The organism is Brachybacterium sp. Z12 (assembly GCF_014400405.1).
In the GTDB taxonomy this organism is placed as follows: Bacteria; Actinomycetota; Actinomycetes; order Actinomycetales; family Dermabacteraceae; genus Brachybacterium.
In genome coordinates this window covers 2,536,801-2,549,941 of sequence record NZ_CP060496.1, presented here as the reverse complement: position 1 = coordinate 2,549,941, position 13,141 = coordinate 2,536,801, and the positions used below count along the sequence as shown (strand labels likewise).

Annotated in this window: 16 protein-coding genes; 12 read left to right on the top strand and 4 right to left on the bottom strand. The window is 62.8% G+C overall.

Annotated elements, in window-relative coordinates; translation table 11 throughout:
* Nucleotides 1–296 precede the first annotated feature (296 nt).
* The 9 genes from H3H54_RS13435 to H3H54_RS13395 all read left to right on the top strand — a co-directional run bounded on the left by H3H54_RS13435 (nucleotide 297) and on the right by H3H54_RS13395 (nucleotide 8,261).
* Nucleotides 297–1,079: a hypothetical protein gene (locus tag H3H54_RS13435; RefSeq protein ID WP_262424259.1), complete on the top strand. Its 783-nt coding sequence runs from the start codon at nucleotides 297–299 to the stop codon at nucleotides 1,077–1,079.
* A gap of 67 nt (nucleotides 1,080–1,146) precedes the next feature.
* Nucleotides 1,147–1,512: a hypothetical protein gene (locus H3H54_RS13430; protein ID WP_262424258.1), complete on the top strand. Its 366-nt coding sequence runs from the start codon at nucleotides 1,147–1,149 to the stop codon at nucleotides 1,510–1,512.
* Between the two features lie 17 nt (nucleotides 1,513–1,529).
* Nucleotides 1,530–1,973 carry a hypothetical protein gene (locus tag H3H54_RS13425; protein ID WP_262424257.1) on the top strand — a complete coding sequence of 148 codons (444 nt, stop codon included), beginning with the start codon at nucleotides 1,530–1,532 and terminating at the stop codon, nucleotides 1,971–1,973.
* A 72-nt stretch (nucleotides 1,974–2,045) separates the two neighbouring features.
* On the top strand, nucleotides 2,046–3,149 hold the full coding sequence (ychF, locus tag H3H54_RS13420; RefSeq protein WP_262424256.1) for a redox-regulated ATPase YchF: 1,104 nt from the start codon (nucleotides 2,046–2,048) through the stop codon (nucleotides 3,147–3,149).
* A 1,117-nt stretch (nucleotides 3,150–4,266) separates the two neighbouring features.
* A complete protein-coding gene (locus H3H54_RS13415; RefSeq protein ID WP_262424255.1) occupies nucleotides 4,267–4,671 on the top strand; it encodes a hypothetical protein in 405 nt (134 codons plus the stop codon).
* Nucleotides 4,672–4,759: 88 nt separating this feature from the next.
* Nucleotides 4,760–5,359 (top strand): DUF262 domain-containing protein, encoded by a 600-nt coding sequence (locus tag H3H54_RS13410; RefSeq protein ID WP_262424254.1) that lies wholly within the window; start codon nucleotides 4,760–4,762, stop codon nucleotides 5,357–5,359.
* Nucleotides 5,332–6,606 (top strand): HNH endonuclease family protein, encoded by a 1,275-nt coding sequence (locus H3H54_RS13405; RefSeq protein WP_262424253.1) that lies wholly within the window; start codon nucleotides 5,332–5,334, stop codon nucleotides 6,604–6,606. Before H3H54_RS13410 ends, H3H54_RS13405 begins: the two co-directional genes overlap by 28 nt.
* 270 nt (nucleotides 6,607–6,876) lie before the next feature.
* Entirely contained in the window at nucleotides 6,877–7,455 is a 579-nt protein-coding gene (locus H3H54_RS13400; protein ID WP_262424252.1) for a hypothetical protein, read from the top strand.
* On the top strand, nucleotides 7,455–8,261 hold the full coding sequence (locus H3H54_RS13395) for a hypothetical protein (RefSeq protein WP_262424251.1): 807 nt from the start codon (nucleotides 7,455–7,457) through the stop codon (nucleotides 8,259–8,261). The genes H3H54_RS13400 and H3H54_RS13395 overlap by 1 nt, the downstream gene beginning before the upstream one ends.
* Nucleotides 8,262–8,365: 104 nt before the next feature.
* On the opposite strand, the gene H3H54_RS13390 is transcribed toward H3H54_RS13395, so the two are convergent.
* A complete protein-coding gene (locus H3H54_RS13390) occupies nucleotides 8,366–9,070 on the bottom strand; it encodes a GNAT family N-acetyltransferase (RefSeq protein WP_262424250.1) in 705 nt (234 codons plus the stop codon).
* A gap of 626 nt (nucleotides 9,071–9,696) precedes the next feature.
* On the opposite strand from H3H54_RS13390, the gene H3H54_RS13385 reads away from it, so the two are divergent.
* The 3 genes from H3H54_RS13385 to H3H54_RS13375 are packed head-to-tail and all read left to right on the top strand — an operon-like array spanning nucleotide 9,697 to nucleotide 10,744.
* Nucleotides 9,697–10,134 carry a diadenosine tetraphosphate hydrolase gene (locus H3H54_RS13385; protein ID WP_262424249.1) on the top strand — a complete coding sequence of 146 codons (438 nt, stop codon included), beginning with the start codon at nucleotides 9,697–9,699 and terminating at the stop codon, nucleotides 10,132–10,134.
* A 33-nt stretch (nucleotides 10,135–10,167) separates the two neighbouring features.
* Nucleotides 10,168–10,449 carry a type II toxin-antitoxin system RelE/ParE family toxin gene (locus H3H54_RS13380; protein WP_316249034.1) on the top strand — a complete coding sequence of 94 codons (282 nt, stop codon included), beginning with the start codon at nucleotides 10,168–10,170 and terminating at the stop codon, nucleotides 10,447–10,449.
* Nucleotides 10,424–10,744 (top strand): HigA family addiction module antitoxin, encoded by a 321-nt coding sequence (locus H3H54_RS13375; protein ID WP_262424248.1) that lies wholly within the window; start codon nucleotides 10,424–10,426, stop codon nucleotides 10,742–10,744. The genes H3H54_RS13380 and H3H54_RS13375 overlap by 26 nt, the downstream gene beginning before the upstream one ends.
* A 202-nt stretch (nucleotides 10,745–10,946) precedes the next feature.
* On the opposite strand, the gene H3H54_RS13370 is transcribed toward H3H54_RS13375, so the two are convergent.
* From H3H54_RS13370 to H3H54_RS13360, 3 genes are read right to left on the bottom strand one after another with little or no spacing between them, the layout of a single operon-like run.
* Nucleotides 10,947–11,714 (bottom strand): SCO1664 family protein, encoded by a 768-nt coding sequence (locus H3H54_RS13370; RefSeq protein WP_262424247.1) that lies wholly within the window; start codon nucleotides 11,712–11,714, stop codon nucleotides 10,947–10,949.
* Complete coding sequence (locus H3H54_RS13365) at nucleotides 11,714–12,256, bottom strand: DUF3090 domain-containing protein (protein WP_262426484.1); 543 nt, start codon at nucleotides 12,254–12,256, stop codon at nucleotides 11,714–11,716. The genes H3H54_RS13370 and H3H54_RS13365 overlap by 1 nt, the downstream gene beginning before the upstream one ends.
* A gap of 5 nt (nucleotides 12,257–12,261) precedes the next feature.
* Nucleotides 12,262–12,981 carry a histidine phosphatase family protein gene (locus H3H54_RS13360; RefSeq protein ID WP_262424246.1) on the bottom strand — a complete coding sequence of 240 codons (720 nt, stop codon included), beginning with the start codon at nucleotides 12,979–12,981 and terminating at the stop codon, nucleotides 12,262–12,264.
* Nucleotides 12,982–13,141: the final 160 nt, after the last annotated feature.

The window sequence follows — 13,141 nt, the reverse complement described above, 5'->3', positions numbered from 1 at the left end:
TATTGATCAACGATTCACGAGGGTGGACATGAACGGCTTCATGGGTGCGGATACAGCCGCCCTCCGCGAGCACTCCGACCGCGTTGCGGAGCGCGCGCGAGCACTCCTCGAGCTCCGAGACACCCTGGAACCCCTGGTCATGAACGCGGCGATCTGGCATGGCCCGGATGCGGAGAGCTTCCGCGATTCCTGGTCCAGCGGCGCCTCGACGCTGTTCCAGCTGCGCTCCGAGGAGCTGACCGGGCGCGCCGACGAGCTGCGCCAGCACGCGGGAGGAGCAGGACACCGCCTCGGACGTGGGCGGCGAGGGCAGCACCGATGTCGGCCTCATCGGGAAGGGGGATGCGCCTTTCAGCCCGCTAGGATTCCTCAAGGACCTGGCCAAGGACGGCCAGGGGATCTACAAGAAGGCCAAGTCGCTCGCTGACTTCCTCTCTCGCATCCCGTCCGCTGCGGACGAGTTCGGGGCACTTGCCCGGCGCGGTCTCGAGGGCCTGTGGAAGCAGTCCTACCTCGATGAGCTCTTCAAGGGCGGTAAGGGGTGGCAGGCGGGCGCCGAGAAGCTGCTCGGGAAGCTTGGCCTGCCCACCTCGATCGGGAATTTCGAGCCGCTGAAGCACCTCAACAAGCTCGACGAGGTCGCGCCGTGGCTGAAGACGGCGGGCAGCGGCCTCGGGAAGGCCCTGCCCTTCCTCGACGTGGGTCTGGGCGTCCATCAGATCGCCACCTCTGACAACTGGTACGACCGCTCCAGCGGCATCCTCTCGACAGCCGGCGCGCTGATGATCGCCGCACCGTTCACCGGGCCCGCAGCACCGGTGGTCGCTGCGGTCGGTGCCGGCCTCGGACTCGTCTCCGCCGGGATGGACGTCGGCAAGATGGTCTACGAGAACTGGGACGGCATCACCTCGACCGTCAGCAACGCCGCGTCGAACGTCGTGGACTTCGCCTCGAACACCGCCTCGACGGTCAGCGACGCTGTCGGCAATGCGGCAGAAACCGTCTCCGAGGGGATCAGTAACGTCGCCTCGAACGTGAGCGACGGCCTGGGCAAGCTCGGGGACGCCTTCGGGTTCTGAGGCCCGAGCACACCGTCCCCGTCCCGCCGACTGCGGCGGGCCCGAGATCCCCACATAGGATGAGGTCATGAGCAACCCCGCACTGTTCACCGAACGCGATGCCGCTGGTGCCTACGAGATCCTCGCCGCAGCCTCCGACGCGCCGTCGGTCCTGGCGGTGCTCACCGACGAGGAGCTGGTCGCCCTCGGCGGCGACCACGCGGTCCAGATGACCGGCTCCCCGTTCCTCGACCAGCTCGAGATCGCCGACGAGGTCTCCGCCTCGATCGCACTGCGCTCGCTGATCGCACGCGGCCTGGTCACCCTCGATGATTCGCAGGCCGAGCCGGAGGGTGAGCAGCTGGCGACCGGCGCGCCCGTGACGCCCCGAGCCGTCCAGCTCGATCGGACGCTCGCGGGCCTGATGACTCTGCGCGGCGCCCCCGCGCCCTGATGAACCTCACCCGGAGGGTGTCCGAGCAGTCCACGGCGATCACGGTGTACGTGTTCCCCGAGGGCGGCCTGCTGGAGGAGCTCGTCACCGCCGACGGCTACCACCATTTCAGCGTGCCCACCCGTGCGGCGATGCCGGAGCGTCTGGCGCGCTACATCGACCAGGCGCAGGTCGCGGGCTCCGAGGACCGGGTGGTCTACGAAGGGCCGACGGCAGCGCTCGAGGACCCTGAGGAGCAGGTCGCGCAGCAGCAGCTCGCCGACACCCGAGCACTGACGGTGATGACTGCAGCGGACGGTGGCGGTGCAGGCGTCCAGGTCAGCCTGATGGCCACCTCGGAGGCCGTCCTCGCCATGGACACCCCGGACACAATGGGCGAGAGCACCGAGGTGCGCACGGTCAGCGCCGAGGGTCTGATCGCACTGATCGACGCCGCGATCCCAGAGGTCGCGGGAGCCTGACCCTGCGAGGGTCTGCGAAGTCACCCCTCGGCCCGAGGCGGATCCCACCCCGGTCCCGTAGAATCACCTCCCGTGGCTCTTACTATCGGAATCGTCGGTCTGCCCAATGTCGGCAAGTCCACCCTCTTCAACGCCCTGACCCGCGCTGAGGTCCTCGCCGCGAATTATCCGTTCGCGACCATCGACCCCAACATCGGCATGGTCCCGCTGCCCGATCCGCGACTGGCGGAGCTCGCCACCGTGTTCGGCAGCCAGAAGCTGCTGCCCGCGACCGTGTCCTTCGTGGACATCGCCGGCATCGTCAAGGGCGCCAGCGAGGGTGAGGGCCTGGGCAACAAGTTCCTCGCCAACATCCGCGAGGCCGACGCGATCTGCCAGGTCACCCGCGCCTTCGCGGACCCGGATGTGACCCGCGTGGAGGGCTCCACCGACCCTTCCAACGACATGGAGGTCATCACCACCGAGCTGATCCTCGCCGACCTCCAGACCATCGAGAACTCGATGCAGCGCCTGGAGAAGGACACCAAGCGCGGCCTCGTCGACGCCGCCGTGCTCAAGAACGTCATCAAGGCGAAGGCATTGCTGGAGACCGGCAAGACCCTCTACCAGGGCGCTGAGGAGGCCGGCATCGACGTCGCCGCGATCCGGGACCTGCAGCTGATGACGGCCAAGCCCTTCATCTACGTCTTCAACACCGACGAGGAGGGGCTCGCCGATGCCGCCTCCCAGCAGGCGCTGCGAAACCTCGTCGCCCCCGCCGAGGCGATCTTCCTCGACGCGAAGTTCGAATCCGAGCTCATCGAGCTCGACGAGGACGAGGCCGCGGAGATGCTCGAGTCCACCGGCCAGGAGGAGTCGGGCCTCGCCCAGCTCGCCCGCGTCGGCTACGACACCCTCGGCCTGCAGTCCTACCTGACCGCCGGCCCCAAGGAATCCCGCGCCTGGACCATTCCCAAGGGAGCCACCGCACCCCAGGCCGCCGGCGTCATCCACACCGACTTCGAGCGCGGCTTCATCAAGGCCGAGATCGTCTCCTTCGACCAGCTCATGGAGGCCGGCTCGATGGCCGAGGCCAAGGCCAAGGGCTGGGTGCGCATCGAGGGCAAGGACTACGTCATGAAGGACGGCGACGTGGTGGAGTTCCGTAGCGGACTAACCTCTGGCGGCAAAAAGTGACTGGTTCCGGTGACACTGCAGCGAGACTCCTTGCGCTGCTTCCGAATGACGGGACACCCAGGACCAACGCCGAGTTGCGAAAACTACTCGAGGTGCCTGATGACGAGTACTGGAGCGTCCGCAACGACCTCGTGACCGATGGGGTCGTCACCAAGCTACCCGGGCGTGGAGGGCGTACGGCACTCGTCGTGAGTGAGAGCTCAAGGGGGAGCACGAAGGGTCTTCAGGTCTTGCTTGGCTGATTTGTGGAGCTTTCGGATCCAGTCTTTTCACCGTCGCTGTCGCGGTCGCATACGGCGTGATTTTCACTGGTTCTGATAATCTTGTTTGGAACCTGCTTAGTTTGGTGTTCGGGGGTGTTGCGCTGGCAGCCGTTGGAGTTTCCCTGCTGATCTATAAGGTTCAAACTGACTCTGCGCAGCTCGAAGCTGAAGGTCAAGCAAGGGTGCTGCGGCGACTTGAGGGTCTGGCCAGGCAGGCTGCGACAAGTTCATCCGATACACGTGAATTGGTTCGCGCGATGAAGCCCGCGGTTAATGCGACTTCGACTGCAGAATCCGCACCGATCTCAACCAATTCGGTAGGTGAGGGCGATGAGTCGCGCGGCGGACAGGAGCAGCGAGACGGGGAAGTACTTCGAGACGAGTACGGGGCGTATTACCTACCGCCTGCGATTCCATTGAAAGTCGTGTCGGACCTTGTGAAGTGGTGGGATAGCGAAGGGGCAACGGGGCGGTGGACCCTATCTAGGCTGATCGGGGGCTACCGTCAATACAACGCTTCGGGAAACTTCGTTGGGGTGCCTTGGGTCTTGACGTTCGACGGTGGAAAAGAGGGGCATCGCAGCTTTCGCCTGGCGTATAGCGGTCGACAGAAAGGGCCAGCGATCAGTGAGCTCGAAGGGGGCGTTTGGCTTGACCTTGAGGATGGTAATGAGCGGTGAAGATGTGGTGGAGTTCCATAGCGGACTAACCTCTGGCGGGAAGAAGTGACCAGCGAGCACTGGGACCTAACCGCCCACGTTAGGGGCGCGATCAGCGAGGCATTGGTGGCGGAAGCCGTCTACCAACGACACGCTGACGCAATTCTCCATAGTCCGCGGCACAGAGGTTACGACGTGTCAAGCGTTGAGGGGGACGTCCGGGTGGATGCCAAGGTGGCTTCGATCCTCCAAGTCGACCTCGACGGTGGCGGCAGTGTCGATGCGGTCGAGTGGGACGCGGGCGGACGCACCGAAGTTCTGCATGAGTCAGCGACTCATCTCGGGCTGGTTGTTCTCGACTCGTCGCTCACTGCGCTGAGGTTGTTCGATGGGGGTGACGTCGTACTGCGGGGCGACATTGTCGCTGACGGTCGGGTCTTCCTGGTGCCCGCAGAGGTTGCACGCGAGGAGTCGAGCCCGATCTGGAGCATGCGGAAGTGTCGCCCGAGCAAAGGTCGCTTCCGCTACCTGCGACTGGGGACCGTTGATCAGCACGAGGTGGAGTTCCGTAGCGGATTAACCTCTGGGGGTAGGAAGTGACAGAGTCACGCAACCTGTACGGCAGGGTCAGCGACTTCAGCGATGGGGAGTCTAGCCACATTTGGGCACGTGAGCTGGAAGGTCCCCGATGATCAAATCTGCCAACCAGTATCCGGTGCACACGCTGTTCAGTCACGAAGGTAACGTGCTCTACAGGATCCCGCCCTACCAGCGCGAGTACTCTTGGTATAAGTCCCACTGGGAAGACCTGTTCGAAGATCTCATCGAGGCCGACGGCGCGCACTTCCTGGGCACCATCATCACGCTCGACCAAACTACGGACACGCTCGAGGGCAACATCCTGCAGGTCATTGATGGGCAGCAGCGACTGACGACACTCACCTTGTTGTTGGCCGCCGTCCATTCGGTGCTCAAGGAGCACCTCGGCGATCTTGACGACGACACGCGGACGGATGTCATCAACCTCGGTCGGCAGTTGGTGCGGAAAGCAGACCAGCAGCCAAGGGTGACGCCGCAGAAGCAGGGCCACAACCTCGCCGACTTCCGCCAGGTGCTCGAGGAAGCCGGCCTACCGGTGGAGGGAGAGCGGAAGCCGTACTTCCCTAGCCGCAGGATTGCCAAGTGCTACCGCTACTTCCCTCCGCGATCCAGCAACTTGCTGAGACTGAAAAGATCACACAGCCGGAGGCGGCCCTGCGGGTGCACGAGGCAGCCCTGCAGGCGGTGATCGTGAAGATTGAGGTGGCCAACCACGCCGACGCGTTCGTGCTGTTCGAGTCCCTGAATAATCGAGGGATGCCGCTCTCGCCGGTGGACCTGATCAAGAATCACCTTCTCGCCGAGTCAGAGAAGAACAAGATCATGGACGTCGACGAGGCGTTCAAGCACTGGAACGACATGCTGACCAGCCTCGGTGACAGCTACTCCACCCAGGAGCGCTTCCTCCGCCACTACTACAACGCGTTCAAGTCTGAGTTGCCCGAAGTCTCAAACGCCTCGGTCGCCACGAAGTCCAACCTGATCAGGGTCTACGAGAAGATCCTGGAGCAGGGTCTCAAACGCGTCGTCGATTCGCTGGTGGCGGCGAGCAAGATCTACGGTCGGATCAACTGCGTTGTTGAGCTCGATCAGCCGACTACCCTTGACCGGTCGTTCCAGCGCCTGATGCGCGCTCAGGGCGCGCCGTCCTACGTACTCCTGATGTGGCTGATATCGAAGCAGTCCGATCTGGCTCTGACAGATGCACACATCGAGACTGTCGTAGACCGCCTCACGAGCTTCTTTGTCCGACGCAACCTCACGGGGTACCCGCAGACGTACGCACTGGCGAAGTTGTTTATGACAACCATCGACACTGTGGGTGATGCCCGAGGCCACGATGTGGTGGAGGTCGTCGGAAAGAGGCTGAGCACGGCCTCGGTGTCCGACGAAGAGTTTCGCACCCGCCTCATGGGCCGTATCTACGAGGAGAACAGCGACGTTGCTCGGTTTGTCCTCGCGACGCTGGCCGAGGACGCCATGACCAAGGAGACGCATGTCGACCTGTGGCGTCAGGAAAAGAACCGTTTTGTCTGGACGATTGAGCATATCCTCCCGCAGGGCGAGAACCTTCCGGCTGAGTGGCAGGAGATGCTCGGGGGCGAGGAGGTCGCTGCCCAGGTCCAGGAAGAGCACAAGCATAGGCTCGGCAACCTCACCATTACCGCGTATAACAGCAACCTCGGCAACAAGTCGTTCCCTGAGAAGCGCGACCGCCAGGACTCAAAGGGCAGGCGCATCGGTTATCGAAATGGACTGTCACTGAACTCTGACCTGGCCACGATGGAGTCTTGGACCCCTGACGACATCGAGAACCGCACCGAAGAACTGGCGGCGAGGGTGATAGAACGCTTCCCGCTTGCCGTTCTCAAACAATGTATTGACGATGGTGTAGTGGAGTTCCGTAGCGGACTAACCTCTGGGGGTAAGAAGTGATGGCTAAGTTGCAACGGGAAAATTTCACGGACGCAGTCCGCAAAGCTGTCGCGCGCAAGGCTATGTATGTTTGCTCGAACCCTGACTGTCTCCGCGTGACAGGGTATGTGACGAGCAGGGGAAAGCCCCGCGCTATCGCTCAGGCGGCACATATCGCCTCGGCTGAACGGCGGACCGAGGGGTAATGACCTGGTTCGTACGCCGGACGGGTCCGTTGTCTCTCGCGGCGATGAGGCTAATGCGGTGTGGCTGTGCATGCCGTGTCACTCTATGATTGACCAGGACGAAGAAGCTTTCCCCGCTCAGACGCTAGTGACCTGGAAGCGCGACCATGAGAAGCGCGTGTCTGGGTTGGTCGGCCTGGACCTAGAGCAAAGCCTCCTGCGCCTTGCTGAGGTGCGCTTCTCTCATGATCTTGCGCGTGATCTCCTCCAGTGGCTCGACGGGCACAGATTCATGTACGTCGAGGATTCGAGAGAATTCCCCGACCAAGTTTGGACTGCGGTGCAAGACCTGCGCTGGAAGATTTCCGGTCTCCGAGGCAGGGTGACAGACTCCGAATCTTCGTTCGGCGCGGCGCTCGCCACTATGGATTATGCCGTCAAGAAGTTTGTTAGCGCGTTGAGTGACATCCGCGTGAACGAGATTAGGGTCACATCCGGGTATCCGGAGTTCGAGAAATTCTCAAAGGAGCTTGGTGTCCTGCGGGGCAGAATTCTGGAGGTTTGTGTGCCCCTCGCGCAAGAAGAGGGTTTCCATTTTGAAAACATCCCTGAGTACATGATGCCGAAATCCGACGGCGACGTCTTGGAGTTCCGTAGCGGATTAACCTCTGGGGGCAAGAAGTAGTGGATGCTAATTGGATCTCAGCCGCTGCGGGGGTCATCGCGGCCTTGCTCTCGGCGGTCGCCGTCATTGTCGCGATTTGGGTTGCAAGACAAACGAACAAGCAGACTGGGGCGCTCGCGGCTGAACAGGCGTTGCGTGAGCATCGCGCCTACTTCGCAGAACGGAAGGCCGAGTTCAGAGAACAGTGCCGCTCTGTGCTGACGGCTGCCAACGCCATCGAGACTATGCTAAATCCCCGAGTTTCTGAGCTTATTTCGGCACCGGCGGGCGAAGTCGACACTGTAGCTATGCGTTCTTACCTAGCCCAGTTATCTTCCGATGTGAATCTCCTGACCACTTTTGCGGGCTCCACGAGCGGAATCCCCGCTGGTGTCATGCCTACTGTTTCGGAACTACTGGAAGAGGCGGCGTGGATCTATTCTGACTCATTGCACTTGGCGATCCTCGTGACGCAGCCGGACGGTGCTGACGGTGTGGATCTCGGTGTTTCGCGGGACGTTGTCGACACCTTTCTGAATGGATCTGCGGTAAACCTCGAGCCTCGTCTGATGCCGGGCTACGACGCCAAGGCTCTCAATGGGGAGGGAGCCGATTCTGACGGAGCGTGGTGGGCCGCTTACAGACGACGAGAGGCCCTCCTGCTAGATAGCGGAATTATCACGGCTCAGCCGCTGCCGTCCTCTCTCGCAGAGGTCGCAGCTAGGGTATTGGGTTGGGTTTCCATCCGTCGCTTCGCGGATCGTGCTAATGACGTCCTTTCCGCTTGGGGCGAAGGCGACGCGGTGGAATTTAGGTTCAACGTATAAAAATGCCGCCTGAATAGGGTTTTCGTCTCTTCTGCCTCAAGCCGAGGAATTTGCCGGAGTTCCGATCTAGCGTGCGCAACCAGGCGAGTAAGTGCCTCAACCGCTTAGGTCGTTGGCATTCCGCGGTATCCAGTAGGCGTGACCCACACATGAGCGGTAACCACTTGTCGCCCGCTGTCTCGGGCGTTACGCAGAGACGGTACGTTGTCTGGATGGATATGCCCCCAAAGCACATCGTTAGTGTTCGCCGGCACTTGTCGCGTCAGCCGCTGTAAGGCGGCGATGCCCACACGTTGTCCGCGATGTGCTGAATTGAGGGCGATCTCCTGCATGCAGAAGCCAGTGAATCCGTAGGAATCATCACGCTCTGCGGCCACAATGCCCGCTGAGGTGCCACCCACGCGAATCTCGAAAAGTAGCCCTTCTTCCGCGGCATCCTCAAGCGACTCTGCGTCAGCCGGCACGGCCCACTGGCCCAGTTGCGGCCGTGATGGCTTTAGTGCTTCGTAGATTGCCGCGACGCGTTCTGCTGCTTCTTCCGGAGCGCAAGCAACGAGAGTCACATCGTCGTAGCGGTCGGCCAGAGGCTGCTCGCGCATCTCGGCTACGGGGCGTGCCACGATCAGCAGATCTGGCGTAGCTTGTCCAACATCCATACCCGAACCAGTGAGCGCTCGAAGTCGCTGTTCCGGGTCGGGTAGGTTGACGCGCATGCACAGCGGCGAGAAGGCGTCGAAGCTCGGCAAAACATCACCGAGAGCGGCAAATCCCAATGGTTCAGGCGGCAGTGATGTTGCGATTATGTCCACGAATGGCTTCTCAATGTCTCGCCCCGGAACCGAATACCCGCGACGGCCCAATGTCCGTTCGGCAGTTCCACGCGTCTGTTCGCCCACGCGAGGGGGTCTTGGACGGGGAGCTGAACCATGTCCCGGATCTGGCCGCCCCACTCAGAATCTCCGACGAGGGCGAGGTTTGGCTCCAGCCATTCTGCTAGATTCGTCCGCCACTGTGGCGACCAGTTCTTGATCTGCGAGGAAGTCCATCGCTCGGCCGCTTCTAGTGCATGCGCATCAGGGGTAGTCATCCGGATGAGAATATCAGGGGAGTGGCGAACGGATATTGAGCATATAATCTGGCTGGTTCGCAGAGCGGCCAGGGAGCGTCTCGCCGTCTTGCGCAGCATCTAACTCGTGTCTGGCGGCAGAGGTTGGTATGTGCGGCGACGTGGTGGAGTTCCGCTTCAACGTCTGACGTCGTCTCCAGGCCCGGCGTAGCCTGGTCGCATGAATGGCGACCGAATCCGTCCGATCCATCCGGACGAGATCCTGATGGAGGACTTCCTCGACGGCTTCGAGATCATGCCTCTGGGTGTCGCATGAGCGACTGGCGCTCAGATCGCGTGGCGTCCGCCCACGCTGGTGAGAATCCCACCGTGCTCGCGGAGCTGAACGATTCGTTCGCCGTCATCGGGGACGTGCAGTGGCTCCCGGGGTACTCGCTCGCGCTCACGAAGGTTCCGGGAGTCGATCGGCTCTCCGATCTGCCTCGGAGGCAGCGCATCAGCTACCTGGCAGATGTCGATCTCCTTGCGTCGGCTGTCGAGAACGTGTGTCGTCGTCGCGATGACGCGTTCCGGCGCGTGAATGTGGAGATCCTCGGGAACGCCGATGCGTTCCTGCACGCCCGCATCTGGCCGCGCTATGGCTGGGAACCCGCGCCCCTGGTCAAGAAGCCAGTGTGGCTGTACCCGTCGGAGCAATGGTCGAACCCGCAGTACGCCTTGAGTGGAGCGCACGACGGCCTGCGCGCGGACCTCGCGGCAGAGATTGCTCTGTACCGGAACTCGATGGAGTTCCGCTTTAACGCCTAGCGTTAATGACGCGTCTCGTTATATCCTGGTCTCGTGATCAGATCCTTCGGCAGCAAGAACACTGAGCGGATCTGGCATGAGCAATACGTCAAGGGCGTTGACCGCCATGTGCAGCGAGCGACACTGCGGAAGCTCGAGCTGATCCATGCCGCAAAGGATGTGGAGGATCTCCGGGTCCCTCCGGGCAACCGGCTGGAGCGGCTCGTCGGTGACCGTCGTGGTCAGCACAGCATCCGGGTCAACGCACAATGGCGTCTCTGCTTCGTCTGGAGAGAGGGAGGTGCGGACGATGTCGAACTCGTCGACTACCACTGAGAGCGACCTGATCGAGCCGATCCATCCGGGAGAGATCCTGATGGAGGACTTCATCGAGGGTTTCGGGATCACGCAGAACAAGCTGGCGGTGTCCATCGGTGTGCCGCCGCGTCGGATCAACGAGATCGTGCACGGCAAGCGCGGCATCACGGCCGATACGGCGATCCGTCTGGCGCGGTACTTCGGGACGTCCGAGGAGTTCTGGATGAACCTGCAGTCGAACTATGAGCTGCGGCTCGAGCGACGGGCGTTGCGAGAGAAGGTCGCTGCAATCACCCCGCTGAATGTCGCGTGACACATGGTGCGAAAGCAGCAGCTGTCGGGCGTAGAGCCAGTGAAGGCGCTCATCGAGCGAAGGCAGCGGGAGCTTGGGCGACCGATTGTGGTTGGCGTGTCCGGGTATGCGGGTTCGGGTAAGAGCACTTTGGACTGCCGCGCCGATAGGTGACATCTTGACCCGACCTATGGTCTGGCTCCGAGGATGCGGGACATGCCCCTCAGAACAGCGGCCACGGCACCGCCGGCATCTCACCGCTCGGAGGCGGGAACCGCCCTGCCGAACGCAATTGGGCGCAGCGCGCGGCGAGCGATGCGATTTCCTCTGCGCGGAGCAAGTCCTCCAGGGTGCGGCCCAGTTCACCGTGCAGTCCTTCGCTGACACGATCTATGCCGACGCGCTCCTCGTCGCTCAGAGCGTCTCCCAGCCACCCCCACAGGACCGTGCGCAACTTGTGGTCACGGTGGAAGGTGAGCCCATGGTCGACGCCGTGCCGGTGCCCGTCAGCCATGGCAAGGATGTGGTCGCCTTTGCGGTCGGCGTTGTTGACGATCAGGTCGAACACCGCCATGCGTCGGAGTGCCGGCGAGTCCTCATGAACGAGGGTGATCATCTGTCCGTTCTCATCGTGTCCCTCGAGAACGCTTCTCCAGCCCGTCTCGGGCAGGTGGTTCGTCGCGATCAGGTCCACGGCGCGTTGGGCGGGGTCCTGCTCTTGCCAGAGCTGCACCATTCCTTCGCCCATCGGGCCATCGCGCAGCCAGGTGTGCGGCACGACGTTCCAGCCGAGGGCCTGCGAGATCAGGTAGGCGGCCAGTTCCCGATGAGCCAGGGTGCCGTCGGGGAAATCCCAGAGCGGGCTTTCGCCTGCTATCGGCTTATAGACGACCACCGCGCCGTTGATACTGCCCAGAAATGTAGCGTTCGACGCCGTCGTGATCCGGCCGGTGAGCGTCAGCTCGGCGGTCGCCAGGTCCGTCGCCGGCATCAGATCTCGGGAAGGGTGCAGGTGTGACCGTCGGGGTCCATGGGGTAGCCGCAGAGCGAGCATATGGGGCGCCCGGCGTCCACGATCTCGCGGGTGCGTTGGGTGAAGGCGCGGGCGGTGCCGACCGGCATTCGCACCATCAGCATCTCGGGTTCGGTGGAGGCGTCCTCATCGAGCGAGTCGTCATCGTCGTCGGGGATGGGGTGCGCCTCGATGACGACCTGGGCCGTGGTCGGATCCCAGCCCAAGCCGATGGCCCCCGCGCGGAACTGCTCCTGGACGCCCTCGAGCGGATCATTGTCGACGAGTTCGACGGGAGTACTCGTGGGAACGCTGAAGCGGTTACCCTCGACGGTGATGAGCTGGTCGAGGATCTCGTCGATCTTCTCCGCGAGCAGAGCCGACTGCTGCTTCTCCAGGGCAATGCTCATGATCTGTGTACCTGCGCGCACCTGCAGGTAGAACGTGCGCGCCCCCGGAAGCCCGACGGTGCCGACGACGACGCGATCAGGCCAATCGAATTCGTGAACACGTGCAGGCATGTCAGTCATGTGATGATCCTAGGCGTCTCGCTGTCCATGGCGTCTTTGCCGGCACCGCCGCCCACCGGTGAATCGCCGGAGTGGATGCCGTTCGAGAGCCATGACAGATCACCCGCGTCGGTGTTGGTCGCGCAGACCCTCGGCCGGCTCGCGCCATAGCTCACGATCGAGACGGAAGCGGGGCTCACCTCAAGACGCTGGAACAGGTCGAGGTGCATGCCGAGCGCGTCGGCGAGGATCGACTTGATGATGTCACCGTGACTCACCGCCACCCACACCGCCTTCGGCCCGTACTCGGCGTCCACGGCTGCATCGTGGCGGCGGATCGCTGCCACCGACCGAGCCTGCATCGCGGCCATGGATTCACCGCCGGGAAAGACGACGGAGGAGGGTTGCGACTGCACGATCGGCCACAGCTCCTCGGTCGTGAGATCACTGAGCGTGCGGCCCTGCCACTGACCGTAATCGCATTCGGTGAGATCAGGATCGACCGACGAGTACGGCGCGCTGGTCTGGCGATCGACGATGAGCTGGGCGGTCTCCTGACAACGCTCAAGAGGGCTCGAGACCACTCCGACCACGGGCACGGCTGCGAGCCGGTCTCCGGTCAGCGCCGCTTGGTCCCTCCCGGTCTGGTCCAGGCTGACGCCGGCGGTCCGCCCGGCCAGCACTCCGGTGGCATTGGCTGTGGTGCGGCCGTGCCGCACAAGAAGAACTGTTGCCATCCACCCAGCCTAACGACGCAGTCGATGGCGGTGTGGACTGTGCAGTTCGCGCGTCTGGATCGTGCGCGGCACGCGGGGCGTCACCGCAGACATAGCAATCCATCTGGCGCGGTACTTTGGGACGTCCCGATCGATCCTTCGCGGAAGCGACCCGGCCTGT

Coding starts and splice junctions, on each gene's coding strand:
- H3H54_RS13375 (WP_262424248.1), top strand. CDS start 10,424: ATGTCGAACTCGTCGACTACCACTGAGAGCGACCTGATCGAGCCGATC.
- H3H54_RS13365 (WP_262426484.1), bottom strand. CDS start 12,256: ATGCCTGCACGTGTTCACGAATTCGATTGGCCTGATCGCGTCGTCGTC.
- H3H54_RS13400 (WP_262424252.1), top strand. CDS start 6,877: ATGATTGACCAGGACGAAGAAGCTTTCCCCGCTCAGACGCTAGTGACC.
- H3H54_RS13430 (WP_262424258.1), top strand. CDS start 1,147: ATGAGCAACCCCGCACTGTTCACCGAACGCGATGCCGCTGGTGCCTAC.
- H3H54_RS13370 (WP_262424247.1), bottom strand. CDS start 11,714: ATGCCGGCGACGGACCTGGCGACCGCCGAGCTGACGCTCACCGGCCGG.
- H3H54_RS13410 (WP_262424254.1), top strand. CDS start 4,760: ATGATCAAATCTGCCAACCAGTATCCGGTGCACACGCTGTTCAGTCAC.
- H3H54_RS13360 (WP_262424246.1), bottom strand. CDS start 12,981: ATGGCAACAGTTCTTCTTGTGCGGCACGGCCGCACCACAGCCAATGCC.